Consider the following 19,926-nt stretch of genomic DNA (forward strand, 5'->3'; position numbering starts at 1 on the left):
CCGCGCCGATCGGCCTACAGCCCGAAGTCGGCAGGCTGGTCGAAGGGCCCGACGACCGTGATGGTCCGCGGCCGGGAGGCCATTTCGCGGGCCAGGGCCTGGACCTCGTCGCGGGTGACGGCCTGGACACGTTCCAGCGTCTCGTCGAGGTCCTGGAAGACGCCGGTGACCAGCTCCGCGCGGCCCAGCCGGGACATGCGCGATCCCGGGTCCTCCAGGGCAAGTACCATGCCCCCGGAGAGCTGGCCGACTGCCTTGCGCAGTTCCTCCGCGGTGATGCCCTCGGCGGCGAGCTTGTCCAGTTCCTCGCCGAGCAGCGCGATGACCTGGCCGGTCTTGCCCGGGGCGCAGCCGGCGTACATGCCGAAGTAGCCGACATCGGAGTAGGCGGCGGAGAAGGAATACGTCGAGTACACCAGGCCGCGCTTCTCGCGGATCTCCTGGAACAGTCGCGAGGACATCCCTCCGCCGAGCACGGCGTTGAGCACGCTCATGGCATGGCGGCGTTCGTCGGTGGCCACGATGCCCGGGCAGCCCATGATGATGTTGACCTGTTCGACGGGGCGGCGGATGACGTCGATGGTGTGCTGGCCGGTGACCTGGACGGGATCGGTGCTGCGGCGCGGTTCGGGCAGGGCGCCATTCTCCAGTTCCCAGCCCGCCGTCCGCAGGGCCTCGAGGACCTGCCGGCAGACCTCGTCGTGATCCAGCGACCCGGCGGCGGTGATGACCAGCTCGCTGGGCTTGTAGTACCGGCGGTAGTGGTCCACGACGGCCTCGCGGCCGATGGACAGGATGGCCTCGGGGGTGCCGCCGATGGGGCGGGCCAACGGGTGGGTGCCGAGGACGGCGGCGACGAATTTCTCGTGCGCGACATCCCCCGGGTCGTCGCTGTCCATGGCGATTTCCTCGAGGATGACGTCGCGTTCCTGCTCGAGTTCCTGGGGATCGAGCACGGCGGAGGTGATCATGTCGGCGATCACGTCGATAGCCAGCGGCAGGTCCGCATCCAGGACGCGGGCGAAGTAGCAGGTGTTTTCCTTCGCCGTGGCGGCGTTGGATTCGCCACCGACCTCGTCGAAGGCGGAGGCGATGTCCATGGCGTTGCGGCGGGTGGTGCCCTTGAAGAGCAGATGCTCCAGGAAGTGCGTGGATCCGTGCTGGCCCTCGGCCTCGTCACGCGATCCCACACCGACCCAGAAGCCGATGGTGGCCGAGCGCTGGCCGGGCATCGCCTCGGTCAGCACCCGCACCCCGCCGGGGAGGACGGAACGGCGCACCAGCGCCCCTCCGGCCTCCCCGTGCAGGATGGTTGGATCCCCGTCCTCGATCGGCGTGCCGGTGCCGGGGGCACCCTGCTCAGCGGTCGACGGGAACATTCCCGAGCCATGAAGCGGCAGAGGAATCAATGCCATGTGTGGTTCTCGTCCCTACGCGTTGGCGGGCGAGGACTCGGCGTCGGCCTCGTCGGCGACGACGGGGGCCAGGGAGAGCTTTCCGCGGTCATCGACCTTGGTGATCTCCACCTGGAGCTTCTGGCCCACCGACACGACGTCTTCGACGTCGTCGACGCGCTTGCCACCGGCGAGCTTGCGCAGCTCGGAGATGTGCAGCAGGCCGTCCTTGCCCGGGGTCAGGGACACGAAGGCGCCGAACGTGGTCAGCTTCACCACGGTGCCGAGGTAGCGTTCGCCGACCTCCGGGACCATCGGGTTGGCGATCGCGTTGATGGCGGAGCGGGCGGCCTCGGCGGATTCGCCGTTGGTCGCGCCGATCAGGACCGTGCCGTCATCCTCGATGGAGATGTCGGCGCCGGTGTCCTCCTGGATGGTGTTGATCATCTTGCCCTTGGGGCCGATGACCTCGCCGATCTTGTCCACGGGGATCTTCACCGAGATGATGCGCGGGGCGAACTCGCTCATTTCATCCGGTGCGTCGATCGCGGAGTTGATCACCGAGAGGATGTGCAGGCGGGCTTCGCGGGCCTGCTTCAGCGCGGCGGCCAGCACGGAGGCCGGGATCCCGTCGAGCTTGGTGTCCAGCTGGATGGCCGTGACGAACTCGGAGGTGCCGGCGACCTTGAAGTCCATGTCGCCCATGGCGTCCTCGGCGCCCAGGATGTCGGTCAGTGCCGCGTAGCGGGTCTGGCCGTCGACCTGGTCGGAGACCAGGCCCATGGCGATGCCGGCGACCGGGGCGCGCAGCGGCACACCGGCGTTGAGCAGCGACAGCGTCGAGGCGCAGACCGAGCCCATCGAGGTGGAGCCGTTGGAGCCGAGGGCCTCGGAGACCTGGCGGATCGCGTAGGGGAATTCCTCGCGGGTCGGCAGCACTGGTACCAGGGCGCGTTCGGCGAGGGCACCGTGGCCGATTTCGCGGCGCTTCGGGGAACCGACGCGGCCGGTCTCGCCGGTGGAGTACGGCGGGAAGTTGTAGTTGTGCATGTAGCGCTTGCGCGTCACCGGCGACAACGAGTCGATCTGCTGCTCCATCTTGAGCATGTTCAGCGTGGTGACACCCATGATCTGGGTCTCGCCGCGCTCGAAGATCGCCGAACCGTGCACGCGGGGCAGGACCTCGACCTCGGCGGTGAGCTGGCGGATGTCCGTCAGGCCACGGCCGTCGATGCGGACCTGCTCGGTGAGGATGCGCTGGCGCACGACCTGCTTGGTCACGGCGCCGAAGGCCTTGGAAACCTCGTTGGCGCGGCCCTCGAACTCCTTGCCCTCGCCGGCGAGCTGCTCGACGATCTCGTCGCGGTACGCGCTGGAGGCATTGTCGCGCTCCTGCTTGTCGGCGATCGCGAAGACCTCGGCCAGCTTGGTGGAGGCGGCGGCCTCCACGGCGGCGTAGACGTCGTCCTCGTAGTCGCGGAAGACCGGGAACTCGACGGTGGGCTTGGCGGCGCGGCCGGCCAGGTCGGCCTGGGCGTCGCAGAGGACCTGGATGAACGGCTTGGCGGCCTCGAGGCCCTCGGCCACGACCTCTTCGGTCGGGGCGGTGGCGCCGTTTTCCTTGATCAGATTCCAGGCGTGGTCGGTGGCCTCGGCCTCGACCATCATGATGGCGACGTCGTCACCGGCAACGCGGCCGGCCACGACCATCGAGAACACTGCGTTCTCGAGCTGGGAGTGCTTCGGGAAGGCCACCCACTGGGCGCCGTTGCCGTCGTCGACCAGGGCAACGCGGACGCCGCCGATGGGGCCGGAGAACGGCAGGCCCGAGAGCTGGGTGGACATCGAGGAGGCGTTGATGGCCACGACGTCGTACAGGTCGTCCGGGTTCATGGACAGGATGGTGACGACCACCTGGACCTCGTTGCGCAGGCCCTTCACGAAGGCCGGGCGCAGCGGACGGTCCATGAGGCGGCAGGCCAGGATGGCCTCGGTCGAGGGGCGGCCCTCGCGGCGGAAGAAGCTGCCGGGGATGCGGCCGGCGGCGTACATGCGCTCCTCGACGTCCACCGTCAGGGGGAAGAAGTCGAAGCCCTCGCGGGGGTGCTTGCCGGCCGTGGTGGCCGAGAGCATGGACGTGTCGTCGTCGATGTAGACCATGGCCGCACCTGCGGCCTGCTGGGCGAGGCGCCCGGTCTCAAAGCGGACGGTGCGTGATCCGAACCGGCCATTGTCGATGACCGCTTCTGCGAACTGGATTTCGGGACCCTCCATGGAGAGTCACCTCCGTTTCTCATTTGGCGCAGGCCAGCCCATCGTCCCCGGTTCCACCGGAGGGGGCACCCGGTCTTCGATCGAGGCCCACGGGAGTCCCGGCGTCGTGCCGGTTCCCGGAGACCACTACCGAGGACCGCGAATGTCCGCGATGGCTGGTTCCTGCGATTTTCACTTGTGGTGGTGGCGCGGGGCGCGGGCCCGTTGCCAGAAAGCGGCCGCTCCCACCGGTAACCCGGCGGGAGGACCGCTTTCGTGGAGCTGGCTAGCGGCGCAGGCCGAGGCGCTCGATGAGCGCACGGTAGCGGGCGATATCCGTGTCCTTGAGGTACCCGAGCATGCGACGACGGCGACCAACCATGGCCATGAGGCCGCGGCGGGTGTGGTGGTCGTGCTTGTGGGACTTCAGGTGCTCCGTCAGGTCCAGAATACGACGGGACAGAACGGCAATCTGCACCTCGGGGGAACCCGTGTCGCCTTCGTGGGTGGCGTACGCCTTGATGATTTCGGTCTTGACAGCAGCGTCGAGTGCCACATGAACTCCTGGAGTTGTACCGCGAACAGATGGTTTGCCGTTGCCGGCGAGGTGACACGCAACCGCGGACTGCAGCGCACACCAACGACCAGTCTAGCATCACCGGCCCGGGCGCAGGCGGGCGTGCCAGGCGTGGGTGTAGTAGGGCAGGCCAAGCCGCTGCCCCGGCGCGTGGCCCAGGTGCTCGTACAGGTACCAGGCGAGGTTGGCCTCGACCCGGGCCCGCGTCTCGGCGCCGGCGCGCAGGTAGTAGCTGCGCGAGCGGGCCAGCTCGATGAGGTGCTCGGGGGTGACAGGTTGTTCCCAGTGCACCTGCAGCGACTCCCACCCGGTGAACTCCGGGCCGACCTCCGGGACGAATTCCGGGCGGTGCACGTCCCCGGCATGCATGATCCGGCTCAGCCGGTGGACCCAGGGGACGGTCACGTCGAGCTGGTTCCAGACCAGGCCCAGCTGGCCGCCGGGGCGCAGGATCCGTGCGGTCTCGGCCGAGGCGCGCGGCACGTCCACCCAATGCCAGGCCTGGGCGCAGGTGGCCATGTCGAAGGCGTCGTCGGGCAGCCCGGTCTCCTCGGCAGGGGCCTGCACCGTGGCAGGATCCGGTGACTTGCGCCGCAACTGGTCGAGCATGTCGGCCGACGGATCCACCGCCGTCGTGCGCAGTCCGCGTCCGGCCAGCTGGAGGGTGAGGATTCCGGTTCCGGCGCCGAGGTCCACCACGTCGCGGGCCCCGCCGGGAACCAGGAACTCGACGGCGGCCTCCGGGTAGGACGGGCGGACCGCGTCGTAGCGCACTCCCCCGGTGGCGAAGGCCGCCCCGAAGGCGCGGCGCCGGGAATCGCCGAGTTCGAGGGCCCGGCCCGGCAGGTTGGGGATCGGCGCACCCGGGGCGGGCCGGGTCGCCGGGGCGGGGCGTTCGCCCTCAGACACCGGCCGGATCGCCCTCGAGGATCACGCGGGCGCGTTCGACGTCCTCGTTCATCTGGTCGATCAGCGCCTCGACGCCGTGGTAGGCGACCATGGGCCGCAACCGGGCCACGAATTCGACGACGGACTGCTGGCCGTAGAGGTCGAAGTCCCCGACGTCCTCGGCCGGCCGGTCGATGACATGGGCCTCGACCTGCCGGCTGACGCCTTCGAAGGTGGGGTTCGAGCCCACGGAGATCGCCGCCGGCCAGCGCATGCCCGCCTCGTCGACCAGCCATCCGGCATAGACGCCGTCGGCGGGGATGATCCCCGAGGCGTCGGTGGACAGGTTGGCGGTGGGGAAGCCGAGTTCGCGGCCGCGGGCGGCTCCGTGGACGATCTCCCCGCGCATGCGGTGCGGGCGGCCGAGGATCTCGTTCGCGGTGGCCACGTCCCCGTCGGTCAGCGCCTCGCGGATCCAGGTGGAGGACCAGCGGCGGGCGTCGCCGACGTCGTCGATGCCGATGACGTCGAACCCGTGGCGCTGCCCCAGCTCGACCATGGTGGAGAAGTCCCCGGCGTTGTCGCGCCCGAATCGCACGTCGTGGCCCACGACGACGGCGCAGGCATGGAGCCGCTCGACGATGAGGGAGCGCACGAATTCCTCGGCGCTGGCCTGGGCGAATTCGAGGGTGTAGTGGACCATCAGCAGGGCGTCGAGCCCGGTCTCGGCCAGCGAGTCGATCCGGTCGGCCAGGCCCATGATCAGTGGAGGGCAGGTTTCCGGCCGGTGGACCAGCGCCGGGTGCGGGTCGAAGCTGATGGCCACGGAGGCGGCCTGGCGTTCGGTCCCGAGGGCGGTTAGCGTAGCCAGGACCTCGCGGTGGCCGCGGTGCACGCCGTCGAAGTTGCCGATGGTGACGACCGATGGCCCGAAGTCCGCGGGAACGGATTCGAGGCCTTTCCAGTAGTGCACTGTGCTCCTTCGGGTGCGGCTGTTGTCGATCGCCGGGCTGGCGCCTTGTCCATTATTCACGATCGGCCCGGGTTGCCGAATCAGCGACCGGGCACGGCGGCGCTCTCGCGGTGGCGGAACAGCCACCACAACCCGATCAGCGGCAGCACCAGCGGGATGTAGCCGTAGCCCTGCCCGAAGTGGGACCAGACGGCCGGGTGCGCGAAGTCCTGCGGGAGCGCGAAGCTGAGGATGCCCACGACGACCACGCCGGCCAGCTCGATCAGGATCGCCGCCAGCGACAGCCGCCAGCTGCCGGGCTTGTGGGAGGCCAGGGCGATGGTGGCGATGATGTAGATGACGGCGGCCACGGCACTGAGCGCATAGGCCAGGGGGGCCTCGTCGAACTTCGTGAGGATCTGGTAGCCGGCCCGGGCGGTGGAGGAGATCGCGAAGATCCCGTAGACGGCGATGATGATGCGGCCGAGCCCGGCCTGCCGTCCGGTCCTGCCCGGCGTGGTGGTGTTGTTCATGCGAGGGGTGCTCCATCCCAGATCTGTTCCATGCGGTACAACATGACGAAGACGGTGAGCCCGACGGCGGCCAACACCGCGTTGGACCAGCGGGTCTTGTCGGTCACGGCCCACCAGAAGGCGACCACCGGGACGAACAGCGCGGTGGCCACGTACCCCCAGAACTCCCACGGCTCCCCCGAGATCGCCTCCCCGCCGCCCTGCCGGATGGCCGCGGCGAAGCCGTAGACGACGAGGAAGAGCTCGACGGCGGCAACCGAGATGATGGCGTAGTCGTCGGGATAGTCGCGGAGGATCGTGGCGACGACGCTGGCAATGACGGACAGGGCGCAGATGACCGCCCCGGCAATGAAGAATCCGTCGACGATCACGGGCGGTCCCTTTCGGTTCTGGGGTGGTCACGCCGTGCCGTGCTGGGTGCGCGGGGCAGGCGGGCGGATGGCCGCGGCGGGGTGTGCGCCGCGATGGTGGTCAGGCGGTGGCGAAGACGATCTCGGGTTTGGCCGCCTCGCCCTTGTTCTTCAACAGCGCCACGCAGGTCCCGTCCGGGGCGAAGGCTGCGGTGACGGCCGCGTCGTCGTCGTTGGGTCCGATGCGCCGTCCGAAGGACAGCTCGGTGGCCTCGTGCGCGCTGAGTTCGCGGTTCGGGAACAGGGCCCGGGCCGCTTCGTCGAGGGGCAGCAGAGAGAATCCGTCGGCCAGCTGCTCCATGGTGCGGGCGCCGGCGATGTCGTAGGGCCCGACGCGGGTGCGCCGCAGCGCCGTGAGGTGGCCGCCGACGCCCAGCGCTTCGCCGAGGTCGCGGGCCAGGGCGCGGATGTAGGTGCCCGAGGAGCACTCGACGGTGACGTCGACGTCCTGGATCTTCCCGCCGCGCAGCCGGCGGATGTCGTGGACCTCGAACCGGGCCACGGTGACCGGCCGGGCCGGCAGGTCCACGTCCTGGCCGCTGCGCACCCGGGCGTAGGACCGTTCGCCGTTGACCTTGATCGCACTGACGCTGGAGGGGACCTGCTCGATGTCCCCGGTCAGGGCGGCGGCGCCGTCGCGGATCTGCTCGCCGGTGACGGCTGCGGCGATGCGGGACTGGATGAGCTCGCCCTCGGCGTCGTCGGTGACGGTGTTCTCACCGAGCCGGATGGTCGCCGTGTAGGTCTTGCCGACGCCGACGATGTAGGTGAGCAGCCGGGTGGCCTTGTTGACGCCGACCACCAGGACACCGGTCGCCATGGGGTCCAGCGTGCCGGCGTGCCCCACCTTGCGGGTCCCGGCCAGCTTGCGGGTCCGGCCCACGACGTCGTGGCTGGTCCAGCCCTGCGGCTTGTCGACGATCACCAGTCCCGATCCGACGGCGGCCTGATCTGTGCTGGCACCTTTTTTCACGTCCCCAGTATAGGTGGCACGGTCCTGTGCCGTTCACGCCAGCCAGTCGAAGGACCGTTTGGCGTGTGGCCGCTGGTCTCGCATACAGGCCGTGACCGGCAACGGGTGGGAACGCCGTCCGTGGTCAATTGACCTAGATGGAACCAGTGGATACCTCCCCTCCGCTGGCTTCCGCCTCGGCCACGATCTGCTGGACTTCTTCGGTGTTGAAGCCAGATTTGACAGCCCAGACATAGGTCACAATTCCCACGAGCAGTTCGACGCCCATTCCCCAGGGAAACCGCAGGACCGGGCTCTCGAGTGGACCGTAGACGCCCAGGTAGCCAACCAGGAGCGAGGCCAACAGGAGCCAAATCAGCCACCAGGTGGCGTTCACGTGCCGACGGCCCGTCCCGCTGCTGAACAACCACAAGGCGGCGCAGAAAGCGACCACCAGCACGCAGAACACCGCGTAGTACACCGGGAACGGCCACCCGCCCGGACGCTGGGCCTCCGCACCGCTCAGGACCCAGCCTCCGGCACTGGCGACCCATACCCACGCGATCAGGAAGACCACGCTGATCACCGCCGCGGGGGCGGCGGAGATCCACTTGCTCTTCCAGGCGTAGTAGGCCGTGAAGAAGGGCAGGCCGATGAACGTGGCTGTGAAGACGTTGGCCAGGGTGGAGAATCCGCTCCAATACAGGATCAACACGGCAGCCAGGAAAGAGATCGGGGACCAGACGCGATAGGCCTTCAACGTGAAGGGCCGCTTCAGTGAACCGGCGGTTCTGCGCAGGACCGGGAGCCCGACCCCGCCCATGATGTAGGTCAAGACCGCCGCGGAGCTGATGAAGCCGACCAGTTGGTACCAGCTGGGCGCCGGGACGAAGAACACACAGCCAACGACGGCCGAGACAAGCAGTGCCAGCCACGGGATGCCGAAACGGTTGCTGGTGGTGAACTTCCGTGGGATGTTCCTGTACACCCCCAGCCCGTATCCCGTCCGCGCCCCGGTGCCCAGATAGACCCACCCCGTGGCCAATGGCGAGACCGCCGCGTCGATGAGCAGGAAGGTTCCCAAGGCGGCCAGAGCCGCGATGTTGGCCGAGTCAAGGGCATGGAACAGGGGCCCGTCCGCCCAGCCGCCGGCTACCAGCTGGTCCCATTGCCCGCCGGCGAGTCCCATGTCCTTCCAGTTGATGGCGCCGATGAAGGCGACTTGGAGCAGCGTATAGATGATCGCTGGGATGACGATCGATCCGACCGTCGCCCAGGGGACGTTGCGTTGTGGGTTCTTCGCTTCGCCACCGAAGTCCAGGGCTTGTCGGAAGCCCAGGAGGGAGAAGATGATGCCCGTGGTGGCAATCGCATGGAAGATCGGCGGAACGCCCATCGGCGCAAAGCCCCCATAGGACGTGAAGTTGCTGCCATCGAGGATGAAGAACAGGAAAATGAAGGTCAGCGTGGGCAGGGCGATTTTCCAGATGGTCACCCACCGATTGGATTCGGCCAGGAAGCGCGCCCCGAAGAAGTTCAGCGCGAAAAAGAGGAACATCAGGACGAACCCGCTGATGATCCCGTTCGGCCAGCTCAGAAGCTGCAGGCCGTCGACGGTGGTCAGCAATCCCGTCTCTGGGAACCTGCCGCCGATGTAGGTCAGCGTCGCTTCTGCCTCGATCGGCGGGATGGAAACGACCGAGAGCCAGTAGGCCCAGCCGATGATCCAGCCGGAGAAGGCGCCGTGGCTCAAAAAGGTGTACCTGACGATGGCCCCGGAGCGTGGCAACATGGCCCCGAGTTCCAAATAGGTCAGGGCGATCAGGAACACCAGGACCGAGGCGATGATCCACGAGAGGATTGCGGCTGGACCGGCAACGCCGGCGGCCGCCAGGACCCCGAAGAGCCACCCGGAACCTATTTGCGCACTGACGCCGAGGAACAGCAATTGCGTAAAGGAGAGATTTCGCTTCAGGGCCGTGTCGGTCGATTCGAACGAATTGCGCTCGGTTTCGTGTGCGAGGCCCATAGTCAACACTTCCTTGCGTGCTTGACAGGAATCCCAGTTCATTCAGATTAGGCCCGGCAATCCCGTCTGGAAAAGACAAGATGCCAAATACTTGTTGGGTTTTCCCCGGGCCCGCTGTTGATTTCCGCCCCGGCAGTCCGTGCCGTACCGACCGGGACAGAGCATCGGGGGCGTCCCTGTTGCCTCATGGCAATACCTGCGGGAAGGGCATCTTGACACCCCCTTGACACGGTCCTACGATTTCACCACGCACGGGTCCGTACCGTGGCAGCGCGGAGGCTCCTGGGGGATGCGCCGGTCTCCCCTCCGCCCCTTCTGGGGTGTGCATCATCACCGTCAGCGCGGCGTACCCGACTCTCTGCAGCCGGCCCTGCGGCCTGCCGGCGAACTCCGGAGCAAGCACCCGTGCCGGCATGTCCGGCACGCTCCCGATCGGATGATCATGAGATTTCGTACCCTGGCGGCATCCACTGCCGCCGCAGCACTTGCCATCACGCTGACCTCGGGACCGGCCCTGGCCCACCCGGGCCACCACGGCCATGGACACGGCCACTCCTCCCCGCCGACCAGCCGCGTGGTGGACGTCGCCGACGGGCTGATCTCGCCCCTCAAGGTGGCCTTCGGCCTGCGGCACAGCTACCTGGTCGCCGAATCCATGGCGGGCATGCTGACCAGGATCGACGCCAACGGACACCGGCGCACCCTGGTCTCGGCCCCCGGGAAGGAGATCGCAGGGGTGTCCTATCGCGGTGGCACCACCTACTTCACGCAGAACGACCAGCCGGCGAACCCGGAGGAGCCGCCATCCACCCTGTTGCCGGCGAAGGTCAAGACCCTGGACAGCCGCGGCCACATGCGCACCCTGACCGACCTGAGCACCTTCGAGGAGCGACGCAACCCCGACGGACGGACGGTCTACGGGGTCCGCAAGATCAGCAAGTCCTGCCTGGCGCAGGCGCCGTTCCTGCAGTCCCGCGGCGAGGTCTACTCGCACCCGTACTCCACCGCACCAACGCGGCACGGCGTGTATGTCGGGGATGCGGGTGCGAATGACATCGTCTACGTCTCCCACCGCGGGCACGTCCAGCTGGTACGCACCATCCCAGCCGAGCCGATCAAGATCGACGACAGCGTGGTCGCTGCTGCGGCGGACATGAAGATGACGATCCCGGAGTGCGCCAAGGGACTGACCTACTGGATGCAGGCGGTGCCGACCGACATCGAGGTGCGCGGCAACTGGCTGTACTACTCGGTCCTTCCGGGAGCGCCCGGCGAGGAACTTGGCCACGGCAAGGTCTACCGGACCCACCTGCACTCGGGCAGGACCCAGTTGCTGGCCTCCGGCCTGCAGGCGCCGACCGGGGTCGCCGTGGACGAGCGGGGAACCGTGTATGTCTCGGAGTTGTTCGGCAACCGGATCTCCCGCCTCGGGCAGCACCGCACGACGACGGTGTCCACCCCCACTATGCCCGCCGACATCGAGGTTTCCGACCACAGGCTGATCGCGGTCACCGAGGCCCTGATGCCCACCGGGAAGCTGGTGAAGATGCGGGTCTGGTAGGACGGATGGAACCACAAAACCGGCCGGGGCCGGTGGCGGCCACCTTCGGGTGGCCGCCACCGGCCCCGGCCGGCTGTCCGTCCGCCGCGACGGTATGCCGCGGCGAGGCGATGGACGCGACTAGTCCCGGTCCTCGTCCTCGTCCGGGTGCTTGTACGGATCGGCGTCGCCGGCATGGCGTGCCTCGGCGGCCAGGGCGGCCACTTCCGCGTCGCGGGCCTTGGCCTCGCGCAGCAGCTCCTCGAGGTGCGAGGCGTTGACGGGGATCTCGTCGGCGACGAATTCGAGCGTCGGGGTCAGTCGGACGGTCAGGTTGCGGCCGACCTCCTTGCGCAGGATCCCCTTGGCCTTGGCCAGCCCGGCCGCGGCTCCTGCCTTGGCCTCGTCGTCGCCGAACACCGTGTAGTAGACGGTCGCGTTCTGCAGGTCGTTGGTGACCCGGGCGTCGGTGATCGTCACGCTCTCGACGCGGGGATCCTTCACGACCTTGCCGAGCGACTGCGCGACCAGGACCTTGATGCGTTGCGCGAGCCGTGCCGCGCGAGCCGGATCGGCCATGATGCCCTCCTGGGGATTCAGTGTGCTGGTTGGTGCTTTAAGAGTAGGACGAACGACGCCGGACACCCGCCCGAAAGGCGAGCGTCCGGCGTCGTACGGGGTCCGCGCTTAGGCGCGCGGCTTCTCGCGCATCTCGTAGGTCTCGATGATGTCGCCTTCCTTGACGTCGTTGAACGAGCCCAGGCCGATACCACATTCGAAGTCAGTGCGGACCTCGGTGGCGTCGTCCTTGAAGCGCTTCAGCGAGTCGACGGAGAGGTTCTCGCCGATGACCTTGCCGTCACGGGTGACGCGTGCCTTGGAGTTGCGTCGGATGGTGCCGGAGCGGACGATCGAGCCGGCAATGTTGCCGAACTTCGAGGAACGGAAGACCTCGCGGACCTCCGCGGTGCCCAGCTGGGCCTCCTCGAACTCCGGCTTCAGCATGCCCTTCAGCGCCAGTTCGATGTCGTCGATCGCGGAGTAGATGACCGAGTAGAAGCGCATGTCAACGCCCTCCTTGTCGGCCAGATCCGCAACGCGCTCCGCAGGCTTCACGTTGAAGCCGATGATGATCGCGTTGTCCACGGTGGCGAGGTTGACGTCGTTCTGGGTGATCGCGCCAACGCCGCGGTGGATGACGCGCAGCTGCACGCCTTCGCCCACGTCGATCTTCAGCAGCGAATCCTCCAGGGCTTCCACCGCACCGGAGACGTCGCCCTTGAGGATGAGGTTGAGGGTGTCGATCTTGCCCTCGGCCACGGCCTGGTCGAAGTCCTCCAGGGTGATGCGCTTGCGGCGCTTGGCCAGCTGGGCGTTGCGGTCCGCTGCCTCGCGCTTTTCGGCGATCTGGCGGGCGGTGCGCTCGTCCGTGGTGACCAGGAACGTGTCGCCGGCCCGGGGGACGGTCGACAGGCCCAGCACCTGGACCGGGCGGGACGGGCCAGCCTGCTCCAGGTTCTCGCCGTTCTCGTTGAACATGGCACGGACGCGTCCGTGGGCCTGGCCGGCGACGATGGTGTCGCCGACGTTCAGCGTGCCGGATTGCACCAGCACGGTGGCCACCGCGCCGCGGCCCTTGTCGAGGTTTGCCTCGATGGCGATGCCGCGGGCGTCCTTGTCCGGGTTGGCGCGCATGTCCAGGGCGGCGTCCGCGGTCAGCAGCACCGCCTCGAGCAGCTCGTCGATGCCCATGTTCTTCAGCGCGGAAACCGGCACGAACATCGTGTCGCCGCCGTATTCCTCGGGCACCAGGCCATACTCGGCGAGCTGGCCCTTGACCTTATCCGGGTTGGCGGACTCCTTGTCGATCTTGTTCACCGCGACCACGATCGGCACGTCGGCCGCCTGGGCGTGGTTGAGCGCCTCGACGGTCTGCGGCATGACGCCGTCATCCGCGGCGACGACCAGCACGGCGATGTCGGTGACCTTCGCACCACGGGCACGCATGGCGGTGAACGCCTCGTGGCCCGGGGTGTCGATGAACGTGATGGCACGCTCGGTGCCCTCGTGCTCGTGGCTGATCTGGTAGGCACCGATGTGCTGGGTGATGCCGCCGGCTTCGCCCTCGATGACGTTCGTCTTGCGGACGGCGTCCAACAGGCGGGTCTTGCCGTGGTCGACGTGGCCCATGACGGTAACCACCGGCGGGCGGGGACGCAGGTCCTCGTCGCCTTCTTCCTCGAGCTCCTGGTCGAGGTCGATGGCGAAGGACTCGAGCAGCTCGCGCTCCTCGTCCTCCGGGGACACGACCTGGACCTTGTAGCCCAGCTCGGCGCCCAAGACGTCGAACGTACCCTCATCCAACGACTGTGTGGCCGTGGCCATCTCGCCGAGGTGGAACAGTACGGTCACCAGTGCGGCCGGGTTCGCCTCGATCTTGTCGGCGAAGTCGGTGATGGAGGCACCACGACGCAGGCGCACGATGGTCTCGCCGTTGCCGCGGGGCACGCTCACGCCGCCCAGCGACGGTGCGCTCATCTGCTCCAGCTCCTGGCGCTTCGCCCGCTTCGACTTGCGCTGCTTGCCGCGACCGGCGCCTCCCTTGCCGAAGGCACCCTGGGTGCCACCGCGTCCGCGGCCGCCACCCTTGCCGCCAAAGCCGCCGCCCGGGCGACCGGGGGCGCCGCCGCGTCCCGGTGCGCCGGGACGTCCTGCGCCGGCCGGTGCCGGACGCTCGGTGCGGTTGGGCATCATGCCCGGGGTTGGGCGGGGCCCACCCGGACGTGCGCCTGGCGCGCCGGCTCCGGGGCGCGGGGCACCCGGACGGGGAGCCCCGGGACGGGGTCCACCAGCGCCGGCCGGCGGACGCGGTCCGCCCTGGCCTGCAGGTGCGCCCGAACGCATGCCCTGCTGGGAGGCGAACGGGTTGTTGCCCGGACGGGGGCCACCTGGACGGTTGCCTTGGCGGGCAGCCGGACGCGGCCCACCGGGGCCGGAATCCTTGCCGCGCATCCCCTGCTGAGAGGAGAACGGATTGTTTCCCGGGCGCGGGGCACCGGGCTTGGCCGACGTCGGACGCGGCGCGACGGACTTGTCCGCCGCCGGGGCCGGGGCGGCAGGCTTTTCAGCTGCCGGCTTCGGGGCAGCCGGGGCTTCCGGTGCAGCAGGTGCCGGGGTGGGCTCGGCGACGGGCTTCGGCCCAGCCGATGCGCCAGGTCGGGGTGCCTCGGAGGCCGGGGCAGCCGGGGCGGGAGTCGCCGGCTTGTTGCCGGGCTTGGCAGCAGCCGGGGCCTTGGCGGCCGGCTGCTGGGGGAAGGCGCCACGCAGTTTCTTGACTACGGGCGCTTCAATGGTCGAAGAGGCGGAACGGACGAATTCGCCCATTTCCTGCAGTTTTGCCACTGCATCCTTCGAAGTGATGCCGAGCTCTTTGGCGAGCTCGTGTACGCGGACCTTGGCCACATTTCTCCTGTCTCGGTCCGCCCCTGCACTCACTTCTTACCGGGTGCGAACCGTCTTTTTTGGGCTTGGCCGACATCCGCCGCGAGGCGGCATGCCGATCGTTGCGCATAACTGATTAGTCATAGCTAGGCGCTCATCGCTTGACACTCATCGGGTTTCCATCAGATTTCTGACCCGCTTTCACGTTTGACGGTTGATCCGGTGCTACCACCCGGCGGGGGCGCACCCAGTGCGGCCACTGCCGATTCCACCTGCGAGTCGTCCACCGGGGCCCTGAAGGCCCGGGAGAACGCCCGCCGTTTCACGGCGCGGGCTGCACATTCCGGCGTGGGATGCAGCCAAGCACCCCTACCGGACTTGCGGCGGGTGGGATCCGGAACGGCCAACAAGCCGTTTCCTTCCACCACCCAACGCAACAACTGGTCCTGGTCCGTCGATTCCCGGCACCCGATACACGTTCGCTGCGGCTGGTGCTGCGAGCTCACGAGGGAGGTCAACTCCTGGGTTTGGGATGGCCGGACCTGATCGGACCAGAGACCAGTCTACCGCTTTTCACGCCGGCCATGGGGCACGGCGCCCTGCTCACTCGGGACGAACGGCCTCGACCCGACCCTGCGGGTTGGCGTCGGAGGAGATGTCGATGCGCCAGCCCGTGAGCTTGGCAGCCAGGCGGGCATTCTGCCCTTCCTTGCCGATGGCCAGCGAGAGCTGGTAGTCCGGCACCACAACGCGGGCCTGCCGGATGGCTTCGTCGACGATGGTGACCGTCTTGACCTTCGACGGGGACAGGGCATTGGCGATGAACCGCGCGGGGTCCTCGTTGTAGTCGATGATGTCGATCTTCTCGTCGTGCAATTCGTTCATGACCGCCCGCACACGGGATCCCATTTCCCCGATGCAAGCCCCCTTGGCGTTGATGCCGGCCTTTCGGGCCCGCACGGCGATCTTGGTGCGGTGCCCGGCTTCGCGGGCCAGGGACACGATCTCGACGGTTCCGTCGGCGATTTCCGGGACCTCGAGCTCGAAGAGCCGGCGTACCAGGTTCGGGTGCGAACGCGAGAGGGTGATCGAGGGGCCCTTGGGCCCCTTGCGGACGTCGGTGACATAGGCGCGGATCCGCGAGCCGTGCGTGTACTTCTCCCCCGGGACCTGTTCGGGTGGCGGCAGCAGCGCCTCGATCGTGCCGAGGTTCACCTGGATCATGATCGGGTTGTTGCCCTGCTGGATCTGGCCGGAGATCAGTTCGCCTTCCTTGTCCTTGAACTGGCCGAGGACGTTGTCGTCCTCGACATCGCGCAGGCGCTGGAGGATGATCTGCCGAGCGGTGCTGGCCGCAATCCGGCCGAAGCCCTCCGGCGTGTCGTCGAATTCACCGACAGCGGTGCCTTCTTCGTCGATCTCGGTCGCCCAGATCGTGACCCGGCCGGTCTTCTGGTCCAATTCGGCACGGGCCTGGTCGATCGCCCCGGGCGACTTGTGGTACGCCATCACCAGGGCCTGCTCGATCGTGGGGATGATCAGGTGCAGCGGGATCTCGCGCTCCGATTCCAGGAGTCGCAGTGCGCTCATATCAATGTCCATGTCAGGCCTCCTGCGCCTCGTCGATCTCTACTGCTTCGTTGTCCAGGGGCCCTGAACGGGTGAACTCAACTTCCACGACTCCGCGCCGGATGTTCCCGTAGGCAATCGTGCGGGGCTCACCTTGCTTGGGCTTCATGCCCTTCTTGACCGGGATGTCCGGCACCACGGTGACCTGCTCGTCGTCGGCGTCGGTCAGGCGTCCGGTAATGTTCTCCTCGCCGATGAGGTTGACCTTCACCAAACGTCCGACATTGCGGCGCCAATGCCGGGGAAGCGTCAGGGGGCGGCCAACACCGGGCGAGGAGACCTCGAGATCGTAGGCCGGTCCCGGCTCGGCGGGGGCGCGGTCCATGGCCTCGGAGACCGCTTGCGATACTTCGGCCAGTGTGTCCAGATCGACGTTGCCGGTTCCCTCGATCAGATCGACGATGACGTTGACTGTCCGGTGGTCGGCCCCCGAACGGATCTCGACATCCTCGAGGAGGAGGTGGTGCTCGGAAACGGTGGGTTCCAGGTACTCCTTGAGCCGCTGTCCTTCGGACGGGGTGCTTGCCGGCTGTTCGGACATGACTTCCTCCCACATATTCGATGTTGTGCGTACCAGAGTATCGACAATTGACCGGTCCCGCCGACGTTTCCGTCCACGCCCAGGGACCGGGCATCCGGTGCCCAGGGCCGGGGCACCTCGCGACACCGCTCCAGGGGGCCTGCTCCGGCCGGCGCCCCATGGGATGATCGTCTCGATGGTCAAGCGCTCTCCCTCCCCCACCAGCCACGGCCGTACGCCACGGCGCCGGGCCTCTTTTCGCCTTAAGTTGTTCCTCCGCCTGCTCGGCCTGCTGCTGGTGGCTGCCATCGTCGTCGGCATCGGGACGACAGCGAACAAGGGGTGGGGCCCGGATTTCCGCGGGGATGGCGCACAGATCGGCGCGGAGGAAAAGGCATCGCGAAACATGCTCGACCTTGCCCGGACCGCGACGGCCCTCGCGACCGGAACGGCAGCCGGGAATGACTCCGGGACCTCCGAATCCAGCGCGCCCGCCTCGGCGGAGCCTTCCGCGGCGGCCACGTCCTTGGCCCCGGCGTCCGCCCGCGAGTTGGAACGGGCCGCGGCCATGCTGCGCGGCCATGTGGAACTTCTCACACCCGGATTGGCCGCTCGCGTCGCCCAGGAAACGGCCGACGGAACATCAACCGGCGCCTCAGGTCTCGTCGAGGACACACATCCCGCCGGTAATTCCGCAGGATCCTCCACCGCGGGGAAACCGGACTCCCCCGTACTCGGCGACACCGGCCTGGCCGAGATCGCCCTCGGGATGGCCGGCTCGGCCAATGACCTGCTGGAGTCCTCCCTGGCCGCCGCCCCGGGTGACGTCGCCGCCGTCCTGGGTGCCGGTATCGAACAGCGCCTTGAGGCACAGCGGCTCGCCGCGCTGGTTCCTGGACAACCCGCCCTGGAGGAATTCCCCAAGGTCGGCGTCCCGGACGCCACCCAGGAATGGAGCACGGCTGCCGGCAGCCAGCTTCCCAGCGGATCGTGCAGTGCCGACAGCCAGCCCGGCGATTCCTCCTCGGGCGGTTCGCAAGGCGCTTCTGCTTCGACTCCGGCCGGTGAGCCGACGGCAGCAGAAGAAGCCACTGCGCACGCGGTGCGCGCCGCCGCCGACGCAGCCTTCCGGTTGGCATACGGCTACCAGATGGCCGCTATCAAGCAGCCCGGAGCGTCGACCCACCGCGGTTGGGACCTGGCAGCCACCACGTCCGCGCTCGGACACACATTGGAAGACCTGCTGCCGTCGGACTGCTCCCCCACTCGCGCAACGGCCTACGCATTACCCCGGGATTTCAAGGCCCATCCACTTGCCTCGGTCGCTGGGGCGGAAGAACAGTTGGCGGCCCTCCTGCGCGATGCCGCAGCCGATGCCCCCCAACCGCTTCGGACCGCCCTGGTGGCCGAAGCCTGGCGGTCGGCCGACCGGGCCTTCGAACTCTCCGGGACCATCCCGGAGCTCACCTGAAAACCATCGTGCAGGCATCGCAAAACACCGGGAACCCCGGGTGGGACCCGGCGGACTTCCCTCGCCAGCTGCGGCACAATGCCCTGCGCACCCCTGTTGGCGGGCCCTGGCTGCAGAACGCGGGGCAGCGTATTTCCAACCAGTGCAGCAGATGGAACCTGCACCTGGATCCGGGATCGACACGTCCGTGGTTCGCAGGACATGCCGGCCTCGTGGTTCCGGTCCTGGATGCCGCAGGGACTCGCTTCGCCCTCAAGTACCAGATCCCCGATCCCGATTTGGCCACGGAGGCCGCGGCCTTGCGCCTTTGGGCTGGGATCGCAGCGGTCGATCTGATCCGTGACGAGGGAGGATTCCTGCTCTTGGAGCGGCTCGACCCGGATCGGGACCTGGGCGCCGTCCCGGTCTCCGAAGCCGTTGATATCTGGGGCAACATCATGGGCCGTTTGGGCCAGCGGGTCTCGCAGGGATCTTCCCCGGCAGACGGGGTTGGCGGTTTCGAACGGACCGATGCCCTCGCCGAACGCTGGAATGACGAACTGCCCGCCCGGTGGGCCGATGCCCCGGAGCTGCTCCCCCGGCGCCTGCTCGCAGCAGCCCTGGAACTCTGTCAGCAGCGCGGTGCAGTGGGCCGGCGCGACAGCGACGACTTCCTGGTCCACGCCGACCTGCACTACTACAACGTCTTGGCACGGCCGACGACCGGGGAATACGTGGCGATCGATCCGCAGCCCTTCGTCGGAGACCGCGAGTTCGCTGTTCTGCCCATGCTCGCCAACCGTCTGGGTGACTTGCCGGAGCGGGACTCCGCGCATGCTCTCCGCGCCCGGGTTCGTCATTTGGTGCAAGCCGCCAATCTGGATGCGGACATGGCGACCGGATGGTCGGTTGCCCGTGCCGTGGAGGACGCCCTGACCTACTCGGAACAAGGCCTGGACCTGGACGCCGAACGTTCGCTGTGGATAGCGACAGCGCTCAGCTGCGGGGACATGTCCACGCTGCCGGGCGTTCACCAGCTCAAGCCCCTGGTATAGGTTGCCAACGTCAGCTGGTGTCGCCGGGTAGGGGTGGTGATTGGGCGCGGTACGTATGCCCCGTCGGGGTCGTGGTGAGCGTGGTATGCCGGTGACCGGCAACGCTCGCCGCGCTCCACCCGGGAGCTTCCTTGGAGTAGTTGCAATCGGCGCACTTGGCGCTGGAGTTCCCCGCAGTGGTCCTGCCCCCGCTCGCCCAAGCCAGGACATGGTCATTGTGGCGGATTGGGGCATCGCAGTACGGTGTCGCGCATGTCTGGTCCCGGGTGGCGATGAACCGCGCCAGCCCGGGCGGGAAGAGCC

Annotated in this window: 18 protein-coding genes; 3 read left to right on the top strand and 15 right to left on the bottom strand. The window is 68.1% G+C overall.

Features of this window, described 5'->3' with window-relative positions; all coding sequences use genetic code 11:
* Nucleotides 1–14 precede the first annotated feature (14 nt).
* The 9 genes from AB8M85_RS16820 to AB8M85_RS16860 all read right to left on the bottom strand — a co-directional run bounded on the left by AB8M85_RS16820 (nt 15) and on the right by AB8M85_RS16860 (nt 9,988).
* The gene (locus AB8M85_RS16820) at nt 15–1,415 is read right to left on the bottom strand and encodes a M16 family metallopeptidase (protein WP_372699991.1); all 1,401 of its coding nucleotides are present in this window, start codon (nt 1,413–1,415) and stop codon (nt 15–17) included.
* Between the two features lie 15 nt (nt 1,416–1,430).
* Nucleotides 1,431–3,668: a polyribonucleotide nucleotidyltransferase gene (locus AB8M85_RS16825; protein WP_372699992.1), complete on the bottom strand. Its 2,238-nt coding sequence runs from the start codon at nt 3,666–3,668 to the stop codon at nt 1,431–1,433.
* Nucleotides 3,669–3,933: 265 nt separating this feature from the next.
* The gene (gene rpsO, locus AB8M85_RS16830) at nt 3,934–4,203 is read right to left on the bottom strand and encodes a 30S ribosomal protein S15 (RefSeq protein WP_372699993.1); all 270 of its coding nucleotides are present in this window, start codon (nt 4,201–4,203) and stop codon (nt 3,934–3,936) included.
* 99 nt (nt 4,204–4,302) lie between these two features.
* A complete protein-coding gene (locus AB8M85_RS16835; protein WP_372699994.1) occupies nt 4,303–5,133 on the bottom strand; it encodes a class I SAM-dependent methyltransferase in 831 nt (276 codons plus the stop codon).
* Nucleotides 5,126–6,085 carry a bifunctional riboflavin kinase/FAD synthetase gene (locus AB8M85_RS16840; protein WP_372699995.1) on the bottom strand — a complete coding sequence of 320 codons (960 nt, stop codon included), beginning with the start codon at nt 6,083–6,085 and terminating at the stop codon, nt 5,126–5,128. Before AB8M85_RS16840 ends, AB8M85_RS16835 begins: the two co-directional genes overlap by 8 nt.
* Before the next feature lie 80 nt (nt 6,086–6,165).
* A complete protein-coding gene (locus tag AB8M85_RS16845; protein ID WP_372699996.1) occupies nt 6,166–6,597 on the bottom strand; it encodes a hypothetical protein in 432 nt (143 codons plus the stop codon).
* Nucleotides 6,594–6,968 carry a hypothetical protein gene (locus AB8M85_RS16850; RefSeq protein WP_372699997.1) on the bottom strand — a complete coding sequence of 125 codons (375 nt, stop codon included), beginning with the start codon at nt 6,966–6,968 and terminating at the stop codon, nt 6,594–6,596. Before AB8M85_RS16850 ends, AB8M85_RS16845 begins: the two co-directional genes overlap by 4 nt.
* Nucleotides 6,969–7,068: 100 nt before the next feature.
* Nucleotides 7,069–7,980: a tRNA pseudouridine(55) synthase TruB gene (truB, locus tag AB8M85_RS16855; RefSeq protein WP_372699998.1), complete on the bottom strand. Its 912-nt coding sequence runs from the start codon at nt 7,978–7,980 to the stop codon at nt 7,069–7,071.
* A 133-nt stretch (nt 7,981–8,113) separates the two neighbouring features.
* Entirely contained in the window at nt 8,114–9,988 is a 1,875-nt protein-coding gene (locus tag AB8M85_RS16860) for an APC family permease (RefSeq protein ID WP_372699999.1), read from the bottom strand.
* 442 nt (nt 9,989–10,430) lie between these two features.
* Here AB8M85_RS16860 and AB8M85_RS16865 point away from each other — a divergent pair, with 442 nt between their 5' ends.
* Entirely contained in the window at nt 10,431–11,549 is a 1,119-nt protein-coding gene (locus tag AB8M85_RS16865; protein ID WP_372700000.1) for a ScyD/ScyE family protein, read from the top strand.
* Between the two features lie 120 nt (nt 11,550–11,669).
* Here AB8M85_RS16865 and rbfA read toward each other — a convergent pair whose 3' ends face one another.
* The 5 genes from rbfA to rimP form a co-directional block, all read right to left on the bottom strand.
* On the bottom strand, nt 11,670–12,107 hold the full coding sequence (gene rbfA / locus AB8M85_RS16870) for a 30S ribosome-binding factor RbfA (protein WP_372700001.1): 438 nt from the start codon (nt 12,105–12,107) through the stop codon (nt 11,670–11,672).
* A gap of 108 nt (nt 12,108–12,215) precedes the next feature.
* Nucleotides 12,216–14,990, bottom strand: a complete 2,775-nt coding sequence (gene infB, locus AB8M85_RS16875) for a translation initiation factor IF-2 (RefSeq protein ID WP_372700002.1) — start codon at nt 14,988–14,990, stop codon at nt 12,216–12,218.
* Nucleotides 14,991–15,151: 161 nt separating this feature from the next.
* Entirely contained in the window at nt 15,152–15,475 is a 324-nt protein-coding gene (locus AB8M85_RS16880; protein WP_372700003.1) for a YlxR family protein, read from the bottom strand.
* A 97-nt stretch (nt 15,476–15,572) separates the two neighbouring features.
* The gene (gene nusA, locus AB8M85_RS16885) at nt 15,573–16,571 is read right to left on the bottom strand and encodes a transcription termination factor NusA (protein WP_372700004.1); all 999 of its coding nucleotides are present in this window, start codon (nt 16,569–16,571) and stop codon (nt 15,573–15,575) included.
* Between the two features lies 1 nt (nt 16,572).
* Nucleotides 16,573–17,139, bottom strand: a complete 567-nt coding sequence (gene rimP, locus AB8M85_RS16890; RefSeq protein WP_372700005.1) for a ribosome maturation factor RimP — start codon at nt 17,137–17,139, stop codon at nt 16,573–16,575.
* Between the two features lie 247 nt (nt 17,140–17,386).
* Between rimP and AB8M85_RS16895 the strand changes: the two genes are divergently transcribed.
* Complete coding sequence (locus tag AB8M85_RS16895; protein ID WP_372700006.1) at nt 17,387–18,589, top strand: hypothetical protein; 1,203 nt, start codon at nt 17,387–17,389, stop codon at nt 18,587–18,589.
* Nucleotides 18,590–18,597: 8 nt separating this feature from the next.
* Complete coding sequence (locus AB8M85_RS16900; protein ID WP_372700007.1) at nt 18,598–19,623, top strand: aminoglycoside phosphotransferase family protein; 1,026 nt, start codon at nt 18,598–18,600, stop codon at nt 19,621–19,623.
* Between the two features lie 10 nt (nt 19,624–19,633).
* Here the strand turns inward: AB8M85_RS16900 and AB8M85_RS16905 are convergent.
* A partial coding sequence (locus AB8M85_RS16905; RefSeq protein WP_372700008.1) for an HNH endonuclease occupies nt 19,634–19,926 on the bottom strand: 293 nt, incomplete at its 5' end.

The sequence above is a fragment of the Arthrobacter sp. JSM 101049 genome (genome assembly GCF_041679245.1).
Taxonomy (GTDB): domain Bacteria; phylum Actinomycetota; class Actinomycetes; order Actinomycetales; family Micrococcaceae; genus Arthrobacter_H.